14 protein-coding genes are annotated in these 22,987 nt (G+C 46.3%); 8 read left to right on the top strand and 6 right to left on the bottom strand.

Annotated elements, in window-relative coordinates:
• Nucleotides 1-97 precede the first annotated feature (97 nt).
• The 6 genes from C8N47_RS14570 to C8N47_RS14545 all read right to left on the bottom strand — a co-directional run bounded on the left by C8N47_RS14570 (nucleotide 98) and on the right by C8N47_RS14545 (nucleotide 8,751).
• The gene (locus C8N47_RS14570) at nucleotides 98-874 is read right to left on the bottom strand and encodes a LytR/AlgR family response regulator transcription factor (RefSeq protein WP_107823301.1); all 777 of its coding nucleotides are present in this window, start codon (nucleotides 872-874) and stop codon (nucleotides 98-100) included.
• The gene (locus tag C8N47_RS14565) at nucleotides 871-1,905 is read right to left on the bottom strand and encodes a sensor histidine kinase (RefSeq protein WP_170111408.1); all 1,035 of its coding nucleotides are present in this window, start codon (nucleotides 1,903-1,905) and stop codon (nucleotides 871-873) included. Before C8N47_RS14565 ends, C8N47_RS14570 begins: the two co-directional genes overlap by 4 nt.
• Nucleotides 1,906-1,979: 74 nt before the next feature.
• Nucleotides 1,980-3,338, bottom strand: coding sequence for a TolC family protein (locus C8N47_RS14560; protein ID WP_107823299.1), 1,359 nt, complete (start codon nucleotides 3,336-3,338; stop codon nucleotides 1,980-1,982).
• An 83-nt stretch (nucleotides 3,339-3,421) separates the two neighbouring features.
• Complete coding sequence (locus C8N47_RS14555) at nucleotides 3,422-6,475, bottom strand: efflux RND transporter permease subunit (protein ID WP_107823298.1); 3,054 nt, start codon at nucleotides 6,473-6,475, stop codon at nucleotides 3,422-3,424.
• Between the two features lie 15 nt (nucleotides 6,476-6,490).
• Nucleotides 6,491-7,528 carry an efflux RND transporter periplasmic adaptor subunit gene (locus tag C8N47_RS14550; protein WP_170111407.1) on the bottom strand — a complete coding sequence of 346 codons (1,038 nt, stop codon included), beginning with the start codon at nucleotides 7,526-7,528 and terminating at the stop codon, nucleotides 6,491-6,493.
• Nucleotides 7,529-7,977: 449 nt separating this feature from the next.
• Nucleotides 7,978-8,751 (bottom strand): NUDIX hydrolase, encoded by a 774-nt coding sequence (locus tag C8N47_RS14545; protein WP_107823296.1) that lies wholly within the window; start codon nucleotides 8,749-8,751, stop codon nucleotides 7,978-7,980.
• Nucleotides 8,752-9,624: 873 nt separating this feature from the next.
• On the opposite strand from C8N47_RS14545, the gene C8N47_RS14540 reads away from it, so the two are divergent.
• The 8 genes from C8N47_RS14540 (at nucleotide 9,625) to C8N47_RS14505 (ending at nucleotide 22,973) form a co-directional block, all read left to right on the top strand.
• Nucleotides 9,625-11,967, top strand: coding sequence for a porin family protein (locus C8N47_RS14540; RefSeq protein WP_170111406.1), 2,343 nt, complete (start codon nucleotides 9,625-9,627; stop codon nucleotides 11,965-11,967).
• 96 nt (nucleotides 11,968-12,063) lie between these two features.
• Nucleotides 12,064-12,483: a hypothetical protein gene (locus C8N47_RS14535; RefSeq protein WP_107823294.1), complete on the top strand. Its 420-nt coding sequence runs from the start codon at nucleotides 12,064-12,066 to the stop codon at nucleotides 12,481-12,483.
• An 85-nt stretch (nucleotides 12,484-12,568) separates the two neighbouring features.
• The gene (locus C8N47_RS14530) at nucleotides 12,569-15,454 is read left to right on the top strand and encodes a glycosyl hydrolase (protein WP_107823293.1); all 2,886 of its coding nucleotides are present in this window, start codon (nucleotides 12,569-12,571) and stop codon (nucleotides 15,452-15,454) included.
• A 10-nt stretch (nucleotides 15,455-15,464) separates the two neighbouring features.
• On the top strand, nucleotides 15,465-17,783 hold the full coding sequence (locus C8N47_RS14525; protein ID WP_245915723.1) for a glycoside hydrolase family 3 N-terminal domain-containing protein: 2,319 nt from the start codon (nucleotides 15,465-15,467) through the stop codon (nucleotides 17,781-17,783).
• Between the two features lie 13 nt (nucleotides 17,784-17,796).
• Nucleotides 17,797-20,094, top strand: coding sequence for a beta-glucosidase (locus C8N47_RS14520; protein ID WP_107823292.1), 2,298 nt, complete (start codon nucleotides 17,797-17,799; stop codon nucleotides 20,092-20,094).
• On the top strand, nucleotides 20,094-21,566 hold the full coding sequence (locus tag C8N47_RS14515) for an NAD-dependent epimerase/dehydratase family protein (RefSeq protein WP_211316155.1): 1,473 nt from the start codon (nucleotides 20,094-20,096) through the stop codon (nucleotides 21,564-21,566). Before C8N47_RS14520 ends, C8N47_RS14515 begins: the two co-directional genes overlap by 1 nt.
• A gap of 18 nt (nucleotides 21,567-21,584) precedes the next feature.
• The gene (locus tag C8N47_RS14510; protein WP_107823290.1) at nucleotides 21,585-21,947 is read left to right on the top strand and encodes a hypothetical protein; all 363 of its coding nucleotides are present in this window, start codon (nucleotides 21,585-21,587) and stop codon (nucleotides 21,945-21,947) included.
• A 12-nt stretch (nucleotides 21,948-21,959) separates the two neighbouring features.
• Nucleotides 21,960-22,973: an NAD-dependent epimerase/dehydratase family protein gene (locus C8N47_RS14505; protein ID WP_107823289.1), complete on the top strand. Its 1,014-nt coding sequence runs from the start codon at nucleotides 21,960-21,962 to the stop codon at nucleotides 22,971-22,973.
• Nucleotides 22,974-22,987 lie beyond the last annotated feature (14 nt).

Genomic DNA, 22,987 nt, shown 5'->3' with positions numbered 1-22,987 from the left:
TGCTGTATTGCTCGTTTTGTGTCTTCATCCTTCTATTTGCATTAAAACACAAAGCTCATCTTTTTATTTATTCCCCACAACTTTTCCGATTGATCTTTCAACTGTTCAGCCAGCTTTTAAAGGCTGCGGCTTTGGCTTGGCTGATGATCACTTTTTCGGCCGCAGGGTTCGTCAGTTTTACGACAAGCTTACCCCCAAAATAGCTTTCGAAATGGTCGACAGCTTCAATATGAATAATGGTTTGACGGTTGGCCCGGAAGAATAAGGCCGGATCAAGTTCCTGCTCTGTTTTGTCGAGCGATTGAGAGATAATATGGTGCTCGTTGCTGAAGGTGACGGCAAAGGTGATGCGGTTATCGAAATAGAGATAGGCGATGTCTTTCACATCGAGCTTATAGAAGGATTCCCGTTTCGAGATGATAAAGCGTTGCCGGTAAACTGTTGGCGCTGTCAGCAGTTTAGCCAGGTGTTGATAATCGAATACCGCTTCCGATTGCTCCTGGATGGCATCCAAGATCTGCTCGAACTTGCAGATTGCCCGTCCCAGTTCTTTTTCTTTGATGGGTTTCAGCAGGTAGTCGATGCTGTTTTGTTCGAAAGCCTTGAGGGCAAATTCGCTGTACGCGGTGGTGAAAATAATGGCGCCGGTAATGGTGATGGTGTTGAAAATACTGAAACAATTTCCATCGGCCAGTTCAATGTCCATAAATACCAGGTCGGGCTGCGGGTTGTTCTGAAACCAGGCGATTGTTTCTTCAATGGATTTCAGATGAGCCAGCATTTTCCATTCGGGGCGCAAGTCCAGAAAAAGATCGCGAAGCATTTCTCCGCTTCTAACTTCATCTTCAACAATTATAAAGTGCTTTTTAATCATGGTCGGAATAGACTTTCTTTTTGCAATAATGGGATTTTCACAATAAAGCGATCGTCATCTTCAATCACCTTTACCTGCTTGTCGGTCAAAAAACGGTAGCGTTTAATCAGGTTACCCAAGCCTGTTTGCGTCGAGTAAGACGATTGTTTCAGTTGAAGGTTGTTTTCGACACAAAGATAATCCCCAGAGCTGTAAATTTTAAGGTGCAAGGGCGACTGACTGCTGGCAATATTGTGCTTAATGGCGTTTTCAATCAACAGTTGGAGGCTTAGCGGTGGTATGAAATAATGGGGAGGAATATCCTCCGCGGTAAAGTTCAATGCCTCGCCCAGCCGCTCGCGGTGCAGCGCTATGTAAGTTTCAATGAAGGTGATTTCTTCCTGAACCGGCACCAGGGTGTCGTCTTTTTTTAACAACACATAGCGGTACACATCCGACAGGTTTTCGGTGAAGGTGATTGCGGTATTTTTATCCTGGCGGATGATGGCAATCAGGGTACTGAGGTTGTTAAACAGGAAATGCGGGTTTAGTTTATCTTGAAGAGAGCGGTAGTTCAGCTCAAGTTGTTCTTGTTTCAGGTGTTGGTTTTCAGCCGTAAACGCACTTAGTGTTTTGTGGTAATTATAAGCGATCAGCCCAATCACATAGATGATGATCACCAGGATGCCCAACATGATTGCCAGATTGTACTGGCCGGGATCAATGGGTACCCGATCGTCTTTGATGAAAGGAAGTAGCAGGTTCGATAGTTTTTTGGCAACAATGACCCATATTATTGTGAAAAGCACCAGGCCGATCACCCGTTGGCGGGTGTGGCTATGCCAGGGAAGTTTGGTATTCAGAAGCCAGTCGCATACGAAGATCCCTTCGCTGACGAAGACAAACATCCCGATCATAAAGAAAAAGCCGCTTGGCGAGTAGGGGGCATTCAGTAACAGTAGCTCCCAAACCAGGATGTTTAACAGGCTACCCAGCAGCACTTCAATTGCCAGGCGGATCCAAAAGTGGACAGGAAGAGTGGGTTTATTCATCATTTAAAATTGCGTGCTCTAAATTTAAGCGGACAGACCTGAAATTCCAATCTGTCCGTTAATTTATACCCCTTTTATCTTTCTCCTTTATTGACATTCAACATACCAATTCCTTTTTGATAGGCTGTTTGTGCAATTTCGTATGCTGTCAGCGCTTCAATTAAATTGGCCTGGGCTTGTTGCCACGAAGCTTGTGCGTTCAGCAAGTCGGTGGTCGAATTCAGTCCGGCATCGTAGCTGGCTTTTACCTCCTCCAGGCTTTCGGTGGCTTCGGTGCAGGCCTTTTGTTGCAGCAGGATTGTCTCGTAACTTTCCTGTACCTGTACAACGAGCTGTTGCACTTCCAGTTGGATCATCTCCCGTGAATTCTCCAGATCAAGCTGCGCTTTTTCCAGGTCCATTTGCGCACTGGTTAGTTTATGTTTTTTCTCGCCCCAGTGAAATACCGGAACTGAGACTTGCCCGGCAATGGTGGTGTTCCATTGTCCTTCGTTGAAGTTTGGAATGTCGATATAGCCATAAGAAATCTGTGCGCCAACGGTGGGGCGGTATTGTGCAGCTGTCGTTTTTTTCTGGTAGCCTGCTATGGCCAGTTGGTCTTCCATAATCTGCAACTCCTTGCGGTTTTGACTGGCAATGGTCCATGCATTGGTCATATCCGGCAGTTCGACATCCTGCTTGAACTCAAGCGGCAGCTCCACATCGGTATCCAACGGCAGACCGATGATTTGGCACAGGTGCATTTTCAGGATTTTCAGGCCGTTGTTTGCTTTCAGCAGAGCCAGCTCTGCATCGTTTTTTTGCACGGTAACTTTGAGTTGCTCACTTTTCGGAGCCAGCCCCAACTCGTACATGTCCGATAGCTGACCTTCCAGGCTGTCGAGCATGGCGACGTAGCTGTGGGCAACCTTCAGGTTTTCGCGAAGCGATATAATTTGCCAGTAAGCTTCGTCGGTGGTTTGAATCACCTGGTCGCTCTCCAGGGCGTAGGCCTGTTCGGCAATGGAAACTCCGTGGTCGGCCATCTTGTTGGCATATCTGATTTGGCTCCCGGCGTAAATCGGAACCGTCATGGCCAGTTGTGCCTGGTAAAGACGAAGACGCTCGGTATCCAGCGATAGTCCCGGAAAGTAGGCTTCGCTGTCGCCGGTAATATTTCCGTCGGCATCGGCTGCCGGCAGATGGAACCCCGGAATTTCAATAGCATCCAGCGTCGGCATGAAGGTGGCAGTTCCGCTGGCGTCGATAGCAGGCATGTAAGCAGTTCGGGCTTCTTTTTGCCCGGCTACGGCTTTTTGCTTATCCAGGGCTGCTTTTTTCAGGTTTTTGTTGTATTCAAGTGCCATATTGCGGCACTCGTCTAACCGGAGTACCCGCTGCGCCTGAAGTTGACCACCTGCCAGAAGCAGGAAAAGTAAAATATAATGTTTCATCTTTTTACGCGTTAAAGATGCACACAATCGCTTGTGTTGCGCGATTGTGTGCCTTGTTTAATTGTTGGTTTTCTGTTGTTCACTTACTTCTGAACAGGATGTAATTGTCTGGTATTTATCTTATAAAACATCGCATACAGTACTGGTACAACCAGCAGGGTGATGAGTGTTCCAACCAGCAGCCCGAACATGATGACTACGGCCATGGTTTTAAACATTTCGTCCCACAGCAGCGGGAACATCCCCAGTATGGTGGTCAGCGAGGCCATCATCACCGGGCGCACACGCGAGACGGTGGAGTCGACAATGGCTTGCAGCTGGTCTTTTCCTTCTCCAATCTGAATGTTGATTTCGTCGAGCAGAACCACTGCATTTTTAATCATCATCCCCATTAGCCCGAGGGTGCCGACAATGGAGAAAAAGCCGAATGGGGTGTTGGTTACCAGAACGCCAATAATTACCCCGATGAAGGCGAGTGGCATAATCAGGAAGATGATCACGGGCTGGCGGAAGTTATTGAACAAGCCAATAACGATGATGATCATCAAAAGCATGGCCAGCGGAAAATTCTCGGCTAGCCCGTCGTTGGCTTCCTTGCTCGTTTTCACTTCACCCAACCATTCAATGGTATATCCTTGGGGTAATTCAATTTGATCGATTGCCGGTTTAATCTCATTTAGTACCTCAGTTGCCGTATAGCCCGCGGCAGCGTCGCACTGCGCTCGGATGGCCCGTTGTCCGTCGTATCGGCGGATGATGGAGTTGTCCCCGATCATTGTAATGGAATCGGTGAGCTGAGAGAGGTTGACACTGGTTTGCGAATTGCTTGACCAGACAGGAATGGTTGGTAATAAGCTGATGTCGTCATTCAAGGTCTTTTTCAGTCGGAGCATCACCGGAATTTGGTATTCGCCATCGTGAAAAACACCAACAGGTGTTCCTGTAGTGGCTATAGCCAGGGCGTTGGCTACGTCGCTGCGATTGATCATCAAGCCGCGGGCCTTTTCCTGCGAGTAAACCGGACTGAGCACCTTCTCGCGGTTACGCCAGTCGTTGGTGACAAATGCAGAGTGAGGGTTAGCGCGCATAATGCTTTGTGCCTGATCGGCCAATTGGCGAAGCACTTCAGGATCGGGTCCGGCGAATTTGACTTCAATTTTATAGTCACCGCCAATGGCTTGGTAAGTGCGCACGCGGGCTTCGGCCTGTGGGTAGTTTTCGCTGACATAATGCTGCAAGCGGTCGCGGATTTCGAAATCAAATTCTTTGTCTTTCAGGGCGACAATCAATTCACCGTAGCAGGAGCTCAGCGAGTTCATCGGACGCATCAGGGTATAGCGCGCAGGTGTTGCCCCGAGCGATGTCACCACATAGTTAATTTCGTCCCATTGGCTGATATGCTTGTAAATTTCGTCCAGGTCGTGTTCAACCGTTGTGATATCTTTTCCCTGTGGCAGTCGGTATTCCAGAATAAACTGGTCGGAGGTTGCCGTAGGGAAGAAATCCATTTTTGCAAATCCGAAGGCCCAGAATGAGAGAACCAAGATGATTGCAACGGTGATGGTTACCAGTGTTTTGTGCCAAAGGGCATATTGGATGGTTTGTTTGGAGAAGCGGTAAAAACTTCCGGACATGGCTTCTTTTTGCTCGCCCGGTTTCTTTTTCTTTTCCCGGTAAAAATACTGCGCCATGAAGGGCGTTTGGATCATGGCCAGAATCCAACTGACGAAGAGCGAGATGGCCAGCACATAGAAGAGCGGACGCAGAAATTCGCCGGCCCCGGTGGTGTTAAACGCCAGAGGCATAAAGGCCAGAATGGCCACCAGCGTGGCGCCCAGCAAGGGAACGGCCGATTTGATGGCGGCGTTGATGAAGGCCTTGGAGCGCTCCATGCCGCGGCTCATGTCCACTAAGATCCCGTCGGCCACAACGATGGCATTATCCACCAGCATCCCCATGGCAATAATGATAGCTGCCAGGGACACGCGGTGCAGTTCCACGCCAAAAATGTTCATCCCGATAAACGTTGCCAGAATGGTGAAAAGCAAACCGCTGGCAATCAACAGGCCGGCCCGTAAACCCATGGCAAGCAGCAGAACTACGATCACAATCAATACCGATTCAATCAGGTTTACCACAAAATTGTTGATCGATTCATCGACCTTGTCGTGTTGGTAGAAAATGGGATGAACGTCGATCCCAACGGGGAGTTGTTTTTGTATTTGTGCCAGCTCGGCTTCAACGGCCTCGCCAAGCTTCATGATATTTCCGCCTTTTTCCATCGACAGGGCCAGGCTCATTGCTTCCTTGCCGTTGTATTTGAGCTTGGTATAGTAAGGATCCTGATCCTCTTTGGTTACGGTGGCAATGTCGCCCAAACGATAGCGGTTTCCGTTAGGAAGTTTTACTTCGAAATTGCGGATTTCATCCAGGCTTTGAAATTTGTTACCAATATTGATGCGGATCCGCTCGTCGCCGGCTTTCACCGTTCCGGGGTTGACCAGTTTGCCCTGGTCGTTGAAAAATTGAAAGATCATTCCCGGATTAATGCCGAAGGTGGCGAAATAATCGTTATCGAACTTAATGTTGACAACTTGCTGTGTTGCCCCAAATTCTTCGATCCGTTTTACCCCTTTGACGGTCAGCAGTTGTTGCTTGGCATTTTCAACAATCCGGCGAAACTCGATGGGGTCGTAACCATCGTTTGTGATGGCCAGGAATATTCCGGAGACATCGCCGAAATCATCATTAATAACCGGGCTGTATGCCCCTTGTGGCAAGTCGCCTTCCGCATCGTGTATTTTTCGGCGAAGGTGATCCCACAGCTGGGGTAAATCTTTGGTCTTGGTGCCTGTTTTAATGTTTACGGTGATTTGCGACATCCCCGGAAGAGATCTGGAGTCGATGTAGTCGATGTTTTCCAGTCGTTGAAGTGCTTTTTCCAGCACATCAGTTACTTCTTTTTCAACTTCTTCGGCACTGGCCCCGGGATAGGCCGTCATGATGGCGGCGGCTTTTACCGGAATCTCCGGATCTTCGAGTTTGGGCAAGCTGTCGAATGAAAGGATTCCCCCGATAATGAGCGCAAAAAACACGAAGCTGAGCATCGCTTTTTGCGAGAGTATTTTCTGAAGCATGATGGTAATTCGTCGTTAGAGATTTAGGATTTTCACTTCTTGGTTTTCGACTAAACTGTTTACCCCGGCAATAACAACCGGCTCTTTGTCCGAAATTCCGTTAAGCACTTCAATCTGTCCGTTTTCGCGCAGGTTGCCCAGTTTTACAGGCGTGCTTTTTACTTTCATGTTACTTTGGTCAACAGTCCATACCCGGGGCTGATTGGCTTTATAAAACACGGCGCCAACCGGCACGGTCATGGGTTGGGCACTTTCCAGGTGATCGGTGACCCGAATTTTTGCCGTCATACCCGGTTTCAGGTGGAGCGACTGGGCCTGCAGCTGTGCGCGGACCTCGTATTGGTCGGTTGTGTTGGCCTTTTGGTTGATGGCCAATAGTTTTGCCGGCACATTGTTGAAGCCTTCAACCGAAAAATCGCAACGGATACTGTCGGCATGCTGAACCGCTCTCAGCAGGTTACCCGAGATGTTGAAGCGAACTTCCAGGCTGCTGACATCAATTACCGTAACAATGGTTTGCCCGGGCGCAATGTTATCGTAGTTTGCCACGGTGCGCTGAAAGACATAGCCGCTGAACGGAGCTTTTAGCTGCGTGTCGTTCACGGCGTTTTGGGCAGCATCGAAGTTGCTTTTGGTTGCCAGATAGGCAGCCTTCAGTTTATCGAGTGTGTTCACGGGCAATTTTTTGCGGTCGTATAGCTGTTGGTAGCGTTCGTATTCGCTCTTGGCTTGCATGTATTGGGCTTTGGCGGCATCCAGGCGAACCAGGTAGTCGCGCGAGTCGACCTCGGCTATTAGTTGGCCTTTAGCTACATAGTCACCTTCGTTTACCAGGAGTTTTTCAAGTTGCCCGCCTACCTTAAAGGCCAGGTTGATCTCGTTTTTCTCGTGAATTTGGCCGCTGAATGAATAGCTTTCAACTTTGCTGGCAGAACCGACATTGGTAACCTTCACATATCGTGGGCTGGCTTCGGTCTGTTTTTTTTCACTGCATGAACTCAGGGCCAGTGAGCCGCTCAGTAACAGGCTTAATCCAATAAAAATTTTTCTCATAGTTTTGAACATTAATCATTTTACGGCCAAAACTAACGCGCGCGGCAAGCGATAGCCTGAAAAAGTGCGCGAAGCGGAAAAAATCGCGTTTGAAGTTTGAAAATAGGAGATCGAAGTTAGTGCGGGGAAAGCGTTGAAGTGGAGGCGTTGTGGGCGCAACTGGTGAAGTTCGGTTCAATTGTTTCGGCCGTTTCAGCAGCGAGCCCAATCAAGTTGCAGATTTGTGAAGGGCTTGTTCGGATACGCTTTGTGCCCCGAGGGGCTGTCTTGTTTTGTTGAACATCGTCTTAAGGCAAGTACAAAGATAATCGCATTTCGTGCCTGGTTGTGTAAACCTTGTGGCGGATAGCAGGACAGCCGTTCCAGCTGTGCTTGCCTTAGGGGCCAAACTTCTTCGGTTTTTATCGTTGCCGCAGCACGTCAGGATAATGAAAATGCAGTGTTAGGTTCTAAACAAAAAGAGCATAGCCGTTTTCCAGCGCTTGATTGTAGTTTTCCATGTCGAAGACATAAAGGAAGGGAGCGCGATGTGCTCCAATATTTCGTCTTTCATCCAATTTTTTGATGATGCCGGTCGCGATGAGTTTCTTTCCGAAATTTCGGCTGTCGAATGTTTTATCGAGAATTGTTTCGTATAAGGAATGGATTTCCGGAAGGGTAAATTTCTCAGGAAGTAGCTCGTAACCGATCGGATAATGGTAGATGTGCAAGCGAAGGGCCTTTAAGGCTGCTTCAATTATCTCTTGGTGGTCGTAAAGTAAGCTTGGCAGATCCCCAATATTCCACCAGGTACATTCTTCGAGGTAAAACTCGCCACTGGGAACAACCTTTGAAAATTCGGTTAGTGAGTAAAACCCGATGGAGACAAAATAGTCGAACATCCAATGGTTTTCATCCAGCTCCATTTGGTTGATTTCAGCAAATAGCGCTGGAGTCAACTCAGAGTCTTTGGTTCTTGTTGGAGTTCCGAAGGATTGGAATTGATTTAAAAAGAGTCTGTCCAGCCCAGTTCTGTTTTTAACGACTCGTTCTGCCGCTTGCTTGATGGTTTCATCCCGGTGTACGTAACCTCCCGGAAGCATCCATTTGCTGATTCCCTGAGGACGCTGTAATAACACTTTTAGCTCTTTTTCGTGGTAGCCAAAAATGACGCTGTCGACCGATATGTTTGGCAATACGTACTTGGGGCCGTCCTGTATTAAATCTTTTATTTCAATTTTCATCCGTCAATAAATTGATTTCTGTTCATCTGCTGTCTGCTTGTTGGTAGACAGGAAACTCGGATGTTGCTGAGAACTATTTCTATTGGTATTTGAGTGCGAAGCAACATGCTCGTTTCATAAATGCTGGCTTGTTAAGCCTTGAAGTAGCCAAAGGTAAATATTTATTCCGTAATTATAACGTATTAGGATGCATGTTACTATTTTTTTGTAAAAGTCTCTTCGGGTGATGTGGTTTTCAACCGCATCGGGGACGCCTTTGAATATCGGTTCAGCTTCAACCTAGCGCAAAGACTTATTTTGTCGAAACCTGTCTGTTTTCGGTAAAAGTCGATGAACGCCAAGACGCCGAGGTGCGAAGGTATTTGTTGTTTCGAAGTATCCCCAATCAGCGGTTCAATAATTCAACATTTCAATATCCAGTCGTGAGTCGTGAGTCGTGAGTCGTGAGTCGAAGAAAGAGAGCAGCCCCAATCAACAATTCAACAGCAGTCTCTCATCCCTGTTGGAGATTCCCCGGAATCATCTGTGTTTTTTGTTCGCTATCCAGCTCAAAGGCATTTTAACGATCGATTAAGAAGGACGGCTTATTTCGTGTAAGTCTATTGATTAGCCGTTAGCGTAAAAATGAAGGATGGTTGCTAAGTGGACGGTATAGTGGAATTTAAAGAGGGCAGAGAGACCTGTCGTTTATTAAAGTAATAAGAATTAGGCGAAGCCGGGAAATATGTTGTACGGCAGGAATTCGACATTTAATACGTAAAAATTACGGAATAGTGCAATTGGATGATTAATATTGCGTAAAAATTACGGAATAGGAAATTCTAATTCAAACTTAAACCTGATTTTATGAGAATGACGTTTTTGAAGATTCAAATGAATCGAGTTGTAATTCTGGCTGGTCTATTGGCCATGGGGCTGCCAGTAGTTGCCCGTAGCCACGAGAGTAATTCAGCTGAAACAGCAGATTCAACGGTGGTTATCAGTAAGAAAGAAGAAAATAACCGCAATGTGATGTTAAGTGCTGAAAGTGCTACAATGCCCCGTCAATTAAACATTGGCCTTCCCTTTCAGGGAGATATTCTTATTTTGGAAAACGATCTCCCGGTTGTGTATTCCTTTTGGACACAAATGCCAACAACTGCATGGCGATACGATAATAGCATTGGCCCGATTGGCTTAATGTCCTTCCAGGAGGGAGCACTGACTTTTGGTAAGGTTGGATATATGGTAACATCGACTGACCGCCAGGCAGGCCGCAAGTTTAAGGGCTATGCATCAGTTTATACCACAAATTACGGAACCGTGCGGTACGATGCAAACGTTTCAGGTCCGATAGGCAAGAAGGGATGGGGATATACCTTAAGCGGATACCAAAACTTTGAACGCGGATCGGGAGCTAATCTGAAGTATACAACTTATACAGAAGAAGCGACTTTTATTAAAGCTGGTATCAACAAGCGATATAAGAGCGGTAGTTTTGCCTTTTTGTATAAGCATGCCGATGTAAAACCTTACGTGATGGGAGGTTACTCGCCCTTTGTGTATAAAGGAAATGGTGAAACAGAAGAAGTTGACGGATTCCGGTTAGGGCAGGATTCCTATATTCTGGGAAGTGGCTTGTTCCCATACTTTGACTATAATACCGGCGAGGCAAAAATGGGAGACATAACCAGTGATGACGCTTCCCGAAACCTGACTGACGCATTTTATTTTAACGGCGAGCATCGTTTTAAAAATAAAATGAAACTAACCTACTCTACCATGTATATGCAATCAAAAGCGGCACTAACACTCCAGTATCCGCTAAGTATTAATATCTCGGAAGCATCCGATCGTGATGCGACCGAACTGTATACGATCTATGGTACGCAAGGGAGCGTTGATGGTACAACTGGTGCTTATGGATATACCGGTGAGGCTTATGATGGTTCAGTTCAGCTGGTTTCTACGCAGTATTATCCACAGGTTGATATAAAAACATTTACAGCGCGGGCCGAATTGTCTAAAAAATTCAAGAATCACGATCTTCGTGGCGGGTTTACCTACCAGTATTACAGTGCCCCAATTATTTATAATAGTGCCGTATATTATCAAACAGTGGAGCCAAATCCTCGTTTGTTGAACCGTATTTACGCCATGGATTTGAGTGCCTACGGTATGGGAACAAGTTATTATCCGGTAACCAACCCCACAAACGGAGGTCTAGCTGTTGCCGGAACTTATAGCGACAATACCTATAGTAAAACAGCTTTGTATTTTTCGGACGATTTTTCTGTTGGTAAGCGTTTTAATTTTGGTTTGGGAGCCCGAATTGAGCATGAGAATGATGAGGTGACAAGAAATATTTACCCAAATGAGTTTGTGCAGGATCGTTTGTATACCGAAAAATTTAAAAACAAATACAACCGGGTATTTATTGGCAATGCGGTTGTGAAACTAACGAACGAGTTTGGGCTTTTGGGCGATGCAACCTATAATTCCTGGTACAATCGTTATTGGGAAAGGGGTGATGATGGAGCAGAAAACATAGCCAAAGACAAAAACTTAGTTGTTACCAATTTCGGTGGTGGTATTTACTGGAACCACGGGAAGCTGTTTAGCCTTGTGTCGAAAATAACCCGGATTAAAAAACAGAATAATATCGCAGAAGAAACGATTACGAATGCTGCCGGTGAATCAGAGCGAGTCTATCCAATTTTCTACGATATCGAGACCATGGGATGGAGCACGGATATTATCTCCGAGCCCTTCAAAAATTTCAATTTACACCTGTTGTTTACCTTGCAAAATCCGAAATATAAAAACTACGCTTATAGCACGCATTTCAACAACAGTGTCCAAAACTACGATTACAGCAACAAGGTAATTCCGGACCTGTCGAAAGTGTTGGCCGAGATTGATGGCAGCTACTTCTTGTTTAACCGTGATGTTCGTCTTTGGGCAAGTTTCCGGTACTTTGGAGAGCAACAGGCCAATAAAACTAATACCATTTTTTACAACGGCTGGTGGGAGAATTTCGGCGGTGTTGATTACAACGTGAGTCGTAATGTTACCTTGAAGTTCCAGGTTGTGAACTTCCTGAATCAGCGCGGGGTGAAAGGTGCTTTGGTTGGAGGTGACCAAATTACCGATGCGTCAAGTTATATCGGGCGTAAAATTGTAGCCAGTGGTATTCGCCCCAGAACATTTGAATTAACTGCAAACTTCAAATTTTAATTCGTAAATATTGAGTCGCCGGGAGTTCTGCACTGCCGGAACCCTCGGTGGCTCTATTCCTTTTAATTATAGTATTCACAATAAAAAGTAAGACTTATGAAACGATTAGAAAAAGTATTGGTAATGGTTGTCGTGTTGGTTGGAGCACTCGCGTTTCAGGTTAATGCACAGGAAAGTGCAGCAACGCCAGAAAAATCAGTTGTAGCAAACACACCAGCGGAAGATTTCTTTATTGGGAAATGGAAATTGGATGTTTATGGTTTACCGCAAGGCGATGCCAAGATGTTGATGATGATTGAAAAGAAAGACGGTAAGCTTGCCGGTTGGCTTGGTGGCGAAAACGGTGAAGAACCCAATGAGTTTACAAAAGTTGAAATTGAAAAAGAGACACTGTATGTGAGATTCCTTGGAGGTGGCTGGGATGTGCCAATGTACCTGGATAAAGATGGTGATGATGCCGTAGTGGGTAGCATGAATGACATGTTCGATGTTGAAGGCACAAAAGTGAAAGAGTAAGCTTATTTCATCGGTTTCCCGCTGCTCATTCGGGCGAGGGCGACCGATGTTTTTCTTCCTTGTTTTAAATTAATTAAACCAAAAAATGAAAAGATTCCGACTGCTGTTTTTGCCAATCACCCTGACCCTATTATTCTTCACGCATACATTTGCTCAAACTACCGGTGAAAAAAGCTGGTTTAATCCGTATGATTTGGATTTCGCCAATTTTGAAAAGCCATCCTTGCACTATGCGCCTTTTACGCGCTGGTGGTGGCCGGGTAACGATGTTGAGCAGGACGAGCTGGTGAGAGAAATAAACTTGTTTGCCGACAACAACATCGGCGGAGTCGAAATTCAGGCATTCGCCCTGGTGATGCCCGCCAAAGGAAAGGGCAGGGGCGACCGGATTATGACCTACGACACGCCTGCTTATTATGAAAACCTGATCCGGGTGATGGAGGAAGCCCAAAAGCGCGGCCTGACCGTGGATATGACCGATGGAAGCGGATGGCCTGCCGGTGGACCGCATTTGTCGGAAGAAGATAATAACCTGACACTGGAATACGGGATGACGGACCTGTTGCCCGGAGCTGACAACGTTTACCCGCTTCCCCGTGCAGAACGCGGAGATCGCCTTGGTGCCAGACTGGTTGCCCTGTTGGCTGCCAAAGTACTGCAGGACACGTCGGCTGTCAATCCCACCTTTTTGCTCGATCCCAAGTCGGTTGTTGATATTACTGCACAAGTAGTTGACACAACTTTCCATTATTCTGCGAAGGAAAAAGGATGGAAAGCGATCGCCTTTTGGTCGGTTGCCTCGATGGAAAAACCGATGCTGATTGCCAAGCGTGATGCCGGTTTTGTGATGAACCACTTCGATTCAACAAAAGTATTTAAGAATTACGAGTATTTTTTTGGCGAACGAACCGGTTTGCAAGCTTATTTCGGACAGCCATTTCGCGCTGTTTTCGACGACAGCTACGAATTTAAAGCCGACCGGCATTTTTCGGATGATTTTATCTCAACCTTTAAAAAGAACCGGGGCTACGATATTACACCGTACCTGCCTGCCAATGTTTGGTATGGTTACAACAACATGTACTACCGCATGGAGAATCCAGCTCAGCAACCGGAGTTTTCGTTTGGCGACGATGATTGGCGCTTGCGCTACGATTATGATCTGACGCTGAGTGATGTGATTGGAAAACAGTTTCTGGATGCTGCCGGGAACTGGACTGAAGAACGCGGTCTTTTGCACCGCAGTCAACCCTACGGCTTGAATATTGACAATATGGCGGTGGCTGGCAGAATTGCCATTCCCGAAGTTGAAACCATGCAATTTAACAAAGGCTCGGAAGGCGCTTATAAATTGATTACTTCCGGAGCACATCTATATAACCGCCCGTTAATCTCATGCGAGTCTGCGGTATATATCAATCGGGGATACATGACAACTCCGCAGAAACTGAAAATTACCCTCGATAAAGTGTTCAGCGCTGGTGTGAACCACGTGGTCTGGCACGGAACGGCCTACCGCTATTTTCCGGGTGCCTATCCCGAAGAAGGATGGTATCCGTTTATGAATGCCTATGTGCCGATTAACTTTTCGTCGGATTTGAATGAAAGCAATCCGTTTTGGAAGTACATGAAAGACATTAACAGCTACGCTCAACGGGCTCAATATGTGCTTCGCAGCGGGAAGCCACAGGCCGATGTGCTGATTTACTATCCTTTCCTGAACTACAGTGAGCACAGCGCCAACCCGAATGAAATTTTATTAAATGGTTACATGAAAGATGTGGAGCCGGCTTTGCCTGCCGAGAATGTAACTTCGTCATACAGTCCGCACATCAATACCGAATGGCTCGATAAAATCTGGCCGCTGATCAATGAATTAAACGCCCGTGGAATTACCTGGGACTGGGTGAACGACAATTCGTTGCAGGAAATCACCTTGGATAACAATAACCAACTGAACGTTCGTGGAAATTGCTACCAGTCATTGGTGCTATTCGATTTACCTTATATCCAACTGAAAAGTGCTGAACATATCCGCGATATAGCCGATAAGGGAGCCGACCTATTAGTCGTTGGTGATCTGCCGCAGAAGCAACCGAGTTATCTGAATTATCAGGCGAATGATAAGCTTACAGCACAGGCCATTCAACAAGCTCTTTCCGGAACTTCGGTTAAACACATTCAGCACAGTAACGAAATTGAAGACTGGTGTTCAGGCATTGCCTTGCCAATTGCGAATACGGGTAAGTACCCTTTTATCCGGCAAATTCGCCGGGTGATGGACGATGGAACGGTAGCCCAGTTTTTATGGAATACCAGCAGCGAATGGCAGCACATCGAACTGAAGCTGGATCGGAAATTTAAAAAAGCGGCCTGGTTAAATGCCGAAGATGGTAGCATAATTCAGGCTTTGGTGAAGCAAAATACCGTTGAGTACTTGTTGCCCCCGCTGAGTACCGTATTTCTGTATGCCAGCGAAAACGGCATCGACGGCGCTGCAAAAAAGAAGGCTGATGAATTTTCGGAAACCAATACAACGAAGTTGTTAACCATTGATAAGTGGACCGTGACTTGCGATTCGGTGGTCATTGAAAACAGTAGCCTGTTTGATTGGAAGAACAACGATCAAATGAAATATCAACTGTCGGAAGCGACCTACACTACGAGCTTCGAGCTTGATCAGTACGATCCGAAAGCAGACTATTATATCGACCTGGGGAAAGTGTATTTCAGCGCCGACCTGGAGATCAACGGAAGAAAAGCAGGCAGCCGCATTTATGCACCCTTCAACTTTAAAATATCCGATTATCTGAAAAAGGGGCAGAACGAAATTAAGGTGACCGTAACGCCAACCTTGCTGAACGGATTTATTGGAAAAGCAAACAGGGGAGTCCGGGAATACAAAAATTACAAGGAACAGGAATTAATGAGCCAGGGACTTATGGGCCCGGTGCAGGTTTTTAAACAATAAAATGAGAGAAATGAAGATGAAAAGAATGCTCTTTTTGAGCGTAATATTGCTTAGTAAACTTGTTGCGGCGCAGGATGTTGGTTTGCCGCAGTTGGGGAAAGCTCCGGTAAAGGAGGTGATTGCCGCCATGACAACCCAAGAGAAAATTGATCTCATAAGAGGCACCGGAATGAAATATACCGCTCCGAATGAACAGGGAACGGTTGCCGGAGATATCGACGGAAAAGTTCCCGGTGCAGCCGGTAGCACCCACGCCATCCCTCATTTGGGCATCCCGGCGATGATCCTGGCTGATGGACCGGCGGGCCTGCGAATCGATTCGGTTCGTTATGATGATTGCAATAAATACTATGCAACAGCCTTTCCGATCGCCACTGCTCTGGCTTCAAGCTGGAATACACATCTTGTGCAGCAAGTGGGGCAGGCAATGGGAAATGAAGTATTGGAATACGGCGTGGACGTGTTATTGGCGCCGGGAATGAACATGCAGCGCAACCCTCTGGGGGGACGCAATTTTGAATATTATTCGGAGGATCCGCTGCTGACTGGTAAAATGGCAGCTGCAATGGTCAACGGAATCCAATCGAATGGCGTCGGAACCTCCATCAAGCACTTTGCTGTTAACGACCAGGAATCGAACCGCAATGGTGTAGATGCTGTGTTGAGTGAAAGAGCTTTACGCGAGATTTATCTGAAGCCTTTTGAGATTGCCGTTAAAGAAGCCAATCCGTGGACCGTCATGTCGTCCTACAACAAGGTAAACGGCACCTTTGCGTCTGAAAATTACGACTTGCTGACCACTATTTTACGAGACGAGTGGGGATTTAAAGGCTTGGTTATGACCGACTGGTTTGCCGGGCGTGATTATCCGGCACAGGTTGCAGCCGGAAATGATTTGCTGATGCCGGGTAGAACCATGGAGGCGCGAAAAATTAAATCGGCCCTGGAGGATAAAGAATTGACAGAGGCAGCACTAGATCGGAATGTGGAGAAAATATTGAATGTGGTTTTGAAATCGCCTGCTTTCAGAAATTATCAGTATTCAAACAAGCCCGGTTTAAAAGTCCATGCCGCAGTTGCCCGTCAGGCTGGAGCCGAAGGTATGGTTCTGCTTAAAAACGAAGCGAATGCCCTACCTATCAAAAGCAAAAAAATAGCCCTGTTGGGGAATGCTTCTTATGATTTGTTTGTTGGCGGCACCGGAAGCGGTGAAGTTTACAAAGCTTATACGATTTCACTTTTTCAGGGACTAGAAGATGCCGGTAAGGTATTAGATAAAGATTTAGAGAAGAAGTATGAATATTATGTTTCAAAGGAGAATGCAGCGCGCCCGAAAAGACAGTCTGTTTTGGATGTGATAAAACCGGTGGATGAAATGCATCTGAAGACTTCCGAATTAGAGCTTTTAGCTGACCAAAATGATATTGCATTAATTACAATAGGAAGAAATGCCGGAGAAAATAGTGATAGATGTGCAGAAACAGACTATTACTTTAATTCACTTGAATTAGAATTAATTGAGGGCACTGCTAAAGCATTTCATGCCAAAGGAAAGAAAGTAATTGTTGTGTTGAATATTGATGCTGTTGTTGATGTGACGAAATGGCGCGATTGGGTGGATGGCATTTTACTGGCCTGGCAGCCGGGACAGGAAGCCGGGCATGCAATCGCAGATGTCATTAGCGGAAAAACCAACCCGTCGGGGCATTTAACAGCAAGTTTCCCGATGCACTACACGGATGTCCCATCTGCCGGGCATTTCCCGGGAACACCCACTGAACGCCCGGAGGAAACCATTTATAATGAAGGTATTTATGTTGGCTACCGCTACTACAACAGCTTCGACGTTCCGGTGGCCTATGAGTTTGGCTTTGGACTGTCATATACCAGTTTCGAGCTTAAAAAGATGAAACTTAGCTCCAACACCTTTGATGATGAGATTAGCCTAAACGTGAAGCTTAAAAATAACGGAGAACTGGCTGGTAAAGAAGTGGTGCAGCTGTACCTGACGGCTCCCGGGAAAACAATGGATAAACCCGAAAGTGAACTGAAGGCTTTTGTCAAAACAGAGTTGCTTGAAGCTGGAAAATCTCAGGATATCCAATTTGTATTGAAAGCCTCAGATCTGGCATCGTTCGATGAAGAACGCACAGCTTGGGTCGCCGAACCGGGAACTTATACAATTCAAATCGGGACTTCCTGTAAAAATATTTTGCGAACCGCAACCTTCACCCTGAATGATGAAATTGTAGTTGAGAAAGCTCATCAGGTATTGGCTCCGAAGGAAACGATTGATGAAATTAAACACAAGCCATTAGCTGGCAAATAAAAGAATTAGCAATATGAAAGAGATTTGGTGTTGGGGGATTGGTGTAACGGCATTGCTATTATCGGCTTGTAGTCCGAAAAACACAGTTCCGCAATTGGGAAAGGAAAGCATCACGGATGTGGTAAACGCCATGACACTCGATGAAAAACTGGATATCATACGCGGGGCGGGAATGCCAACAGCAAACGGCGATGCTCCCGTAGTTGGTCATGTAGCCGGAAAAGTTCCCGGAGCAGCCGGGAATACCAATCCGATTCCTCGTCTGGGAATACCCGCGCTTTCTTTAGCCGACGGCCCTGCGGGCTTGCGTATCGATTCCGAAAGGGAAAACGATTCGAAACGCTACTATGCAACAGCATTTCCCACTGGTACCAGTTTGGCTTCTACCTGGAACACGGAATTAGTGGAGCAGGTTGGTCAGGCAATGGGAAATGAAGTGCACGAATATGGCGTTGATGTTTTATTAGCGCCGGGAATGAATATTCAGCGCAATCCCTTGGGAGGCCGTAATTTCGAATACTATTCGGAAGACCCGCTGCTGACCGGTAAAATGGCAGCTGCCATGGTAAACGGTGTGCAGTCGAACGGGGTGGGAACGTCAATTAAACACTTCGCTGTAAACGATCAGGAAACTGTCCGGTACCACATTGATGCGGTGGTTAGCCAACGCGCTGCCCGCGAGATTTATCTGAAACCCTTTGAAATTGCCATCAGGGAATCGGATCCCTGGACTGTGATGTCTGCTTACAATAAGATCAACGGGACGTATGCCTCCGAAAGTTACGACTTGTTAACGACCATTTTGCGTGATGAGTGGGGCTATCAAGGGATCGTCGTAACCGATTGGCTTGCCGGTCGCGACTATGCCGGGCAGGTAAAGGCCGGTAACGACCTACTCATGCCGGGACGCGTAAACGAGAAAACGAAAATTCAGGAAGCCTTATCCGATGGTCGGCTTACAGAAGCAGAACTGGACCGCAATATTGAGCGAATTCTGAACCTGGTGACAAAATCGCCAACATTTAAAGGCTATAAATATTCGGACAAACCGGATTTAAAGGCTCATGCGTCTCTTGCCCGTGAGGCAGCTGCCGAGGGAATGATTTTGTTGAAAAATGAAAAAGAAGCCCTTCCGCTAAAAACGAAGAAGCTTGCTTTGCTAGGCAATACATCCTATAAACTAATAGAAGGCGGTAAGGGGAGCGGTCAGGTGAATAATGCCTATACCATTTCGCTTTTGCAGGGAATGGAAGAAGCCGGTTATATCGTCGACGCAGATTTGCAAAAGAAATATCAGGACTATATTACATCAGCATCAACTGGTGATGATGCCGAACAAAGTTTTGCAGCAGTAAAACCGCTGGATGAAATTCAGTTTGATCAATCCGAACTGGATGAGTTGGCCAATGAAAATGGCGCTGCCATAATCACTATTGGCCGGCAGGTTGGCGAAGGTAGCGATCGCGATATTGAAACCGATTATTATTTAGTTCCTGATGAACTAAGCTTAATTAAGAATACAGCTGAAGCATTTCACGCCAAAGGAAAACCGGTTGTGGTTGTCCTCAATATCGGGGCTGCTGTTGATGTTGCCAGCTGGCGCGATGATGTTGACGGGATTATTGTGGCCTGGCAACCAGGGCAGGAAGCCGGTTACGCCATTGCGGATGCTGTCAGCGGAAAAGTTAATCCTTCGGGACGCCTGACTTCAACCTTGTCCTTGCGTTACGAAGATGTCCCATCGGCAAGCCATTTCCCGGGTACGCCAGCTCGCAGACCGAAACAAACCATCTATAATGAAGGAATTTATGTGGGCTATCGATACTACAACACTTTTAACAAGCCGGTTGCCTATGAATTTGGTTACGGACTTTCCTACACGACTTTTCAGTTCAGTGATTTGGAAATTAGCAGCGAGACGTTTGACGACGAGCTAACCGTGACGCTGGATGTAACCAATACCGGAGAGTTAGCCGGAAAGGAAGTTGTACAGCTTTATCTGGCGGCTCCTGCGGAAACGATGGATAAACCTTTGGAGGAGCTCAAGGCATTTAAAAAGACAAAGTTGCTGAAACCGGGTAAAACGCAGACGATTTCATTCTCCATCAAAGCTTCGGATTTGGCATCATTCAATACCGACCGGTCAGCTTGGGTGGCCGATCCCGGGATTTATACCCTGAAAATTGGTACATCCAGCAGAAAATTTGACATCTCGAAGACATTCACACTCGAAAATGAGATTGTAACAGAGGAAGTACATCAGGTATTAATGCCTCAGGAAACAATCACGGAAATAACCCCCAAACTATAATGAAAAAGAACGTTTTTCTTACCGGAGCAACCGGTAATATGGGAAGAGAGGGTCTGAAGCAGTTGCTTCGCCGTCGCGATAAGTTTAACATTACTTTGTTGGTATTGCCGACAGAGAAAGACAAAAAATTTGTTGAGCCCTATCAAAATCAGCCCGGTGTAAAGGTTTTTTTTGGCGATTTGACCAATTACGACGATGTGCTGAAATGTGTTAACGGAGCCGATTATGTGTTGCATGTTGGCGGCATGGTTTCTCCTGCTGCTGATTATTTGCCGGAACTAACCCGGAAAGTGAACATCGGCGCTGCAAAAAATATTGTAAAAGCGATAAAAGCGCAGCCTGATCCGGATAAAGTGAAACTGGTCTATATCGGTACAGTGGCCGAAACCGGCGACCGGAATGCGCCTGTTCATTGGGGACGCGCCGGCGACCCGATCAAAATCAGCATTTACGATAACTACGCCCTGACAAAGGCTATTGCCGAACGGGAAGTCATTGAATCGGGCTTGAAATATTGGGTTTCACTGAGACAAACCGGAGTGTTGTATCCTGAGATTCTAAATAACCTTGATCCGATTATGTTTCACGAACCACTGAATGGTGTGTTCGAGTGGGTGACCGCCAAAGACTCGGGCGTGCTGTTGGCTAATGCCTGCGAAGCCGATGTTCCCGACGAATTCTGGTGCCGCGTTTACAACATCGGTGGCGGTGAAAAATATCGCACTATGAACTGGGAATTTATGCAGATGACCAACAAAGCGTTGGGATTCGGAGATATTCAGAAAGTTTACGAATCGAATTGGTTTGCGATCCGCAATTTTCACGGGCAATGGTATACCGACTCGGATGAGCTGGAGAAATATCTTCATTTCCGAAGTGGTACGCTTCCCGATTTTTTGAATGAAATGAAGGCCAAAGCTCCGTTTTCAACCAAGATTGCAAAATATCTACCCAAGAAATTTTTGAAAAATGCCGTTTTTAAAAAGGAAGCCAAAAAGCCATTTGGAACACTTCACTGGATTAAAAACAACAACGAGCAGCGAATCTCAGCATTTTTTGGGTCGAAAGAAAAATGGGAAGCGATTCCGGATTGGGAACATTTCAAGTTTGAACAGGCTTCGCGAGAGTCGGTAAAACTGAATCATGGCTACGACGAGAGCAAGCCGAAATCGGAATTGGATATTGAAGATATGAAACAGGCCGCCGAATTCCGGGGTGGAAAGTGTCTCTCGGAAAGCATGACCAAAGGAGATCTGAAAACGAAACTGAGATGGAAATGTGCTTTCAGCCACCAGTTTGAAGCAAGTCCAACTTTAGTGCTTTTAGGTGGCCACTGGTGCCCGGACTGTATGCCTTTGCCTTGGAATTACGACGAAGAGGCCAGGCACAATCCTTTTTTCGCTCAGGTATGGAAGCCTTTGCACGATGATGACGAAGCGAATGTCTATGATGAAAGTATTTTGAAATTTTAGCCCCCAGAAAACGATCAAATGAAACAGAAGATTTTTCTAGCTGCGTTGCTATTCTCAATTACGTCTTTTGTAGTTGCAGCAGCAGGACCGAAAGACTACTTCGTCGGCAAATGGGATGTGATGATCTATGGTACGATTGGCGGTGATGAACAAATGATAATTGAGCTTAAACGAGTCGATGGCAAACTCGAAGGTGCCATTGTCGGGCCGACCGATGATGTCAAACCTTTCTTCAAAATTGAGGAAAAGCCGGATACAGTAAAAGTTTACTTCAAGCACCTCTTCTTTAAAGTCAACCTTCAACTTGAAAAAAAGGACGACACACATGTGACAGGCCTTTTGCAGGAGAAATACAAGGCCAAAGGAAAACGAATGAAATAAGGGAAGACAAAAATGAAAGTATATATAATTGGAGGAACAGGATTACTAGGCTCGGCCAGTGCATCAGAATTAATTAATCGAGGGCATCGTGTCCGTTCGGTGGCCTTACCACCAGTGCCTCAAAATTCAGGTATTCCAAGAGAAATGGAATTAGTATTTGGTAATTATATGACCATGACCAATGACCAGATACGGGAGCAAATGACAGGGTGTGATGCTTTTGTGTTTGCAGCCGGGGTTGATGAGCGGGTGGAATTTCCGGCTCCTGTTTTGGAGTATTACAAGAAATACAATGTCGCACCTGTCGACCGCTTATTGAAAATTGGACGCGAAGTTGGTATTAAACGTGCGGTCATCATGGGTTCGTACTTTGCTCACTTTGCCAAAGAATGGCCCGAACTGAAGCTGACTGAAAAGCATCCCTACATCAAAAGCCGTATTTTGCAGGAGGAAGTGGCCATGTCGCACACCGGTAATGGCATGGATGTGATGGTGCTTGAGTTACCCTATATTTTTGGTACGCAACCCGGTCGGAAACCAGTCTGGACATTTCTGATTGAAACCATCCGCAGCATGAAAGGCGCTACCATGTACACCAAAGGCGGCACCACCATGGTTACCGTAAAACAGGTTGCACAGGCCGTTGCCGGGGCATTGGAAAAAGGCAAAGGCGGAACCTGTTACCCGGTTGGCTGGTACAACATGACTTGGAAGGAAATGCTGGCTATTTTCCACAAACACATGGGCATGCCCGGCCGCAAAACAATTACCATCCCAACATTTCTTTACCGGATGAATGGTAAAAAAATAATGAAAGATTTTAAGGCCAGGGGAATCGATTCCGGTTTAGACATGGTGCACTTTGCCGAAATACAAACGGCGAAAACATTCATCAATAACGATATTATCAAAAATGAACTTGGTGTAACCGGGGACGATATCGACGCAGCCATCGGCGATTCGGTAAAACTATGCCTCGATGCCATCGATGGAAAGGAAAAACTACTGGATATGAAAGCTGAGTAACTAATCAAAAATTG

The organism is Mangrovibacterium marinum, assembly GCF_003046625.1.
Classification (GTDB): domain Bacteria; phylum Bacteroidota; class Bacteroidia; order Bacteroidales; family Prolixibacteraceae; genus Mangrovibacterium; species Mangrovibacterium marinum.
Note: the sequence above shows the minus strand (reverse complement) of the source record. Positions and strands in the feature narration are given on the sequence as shown.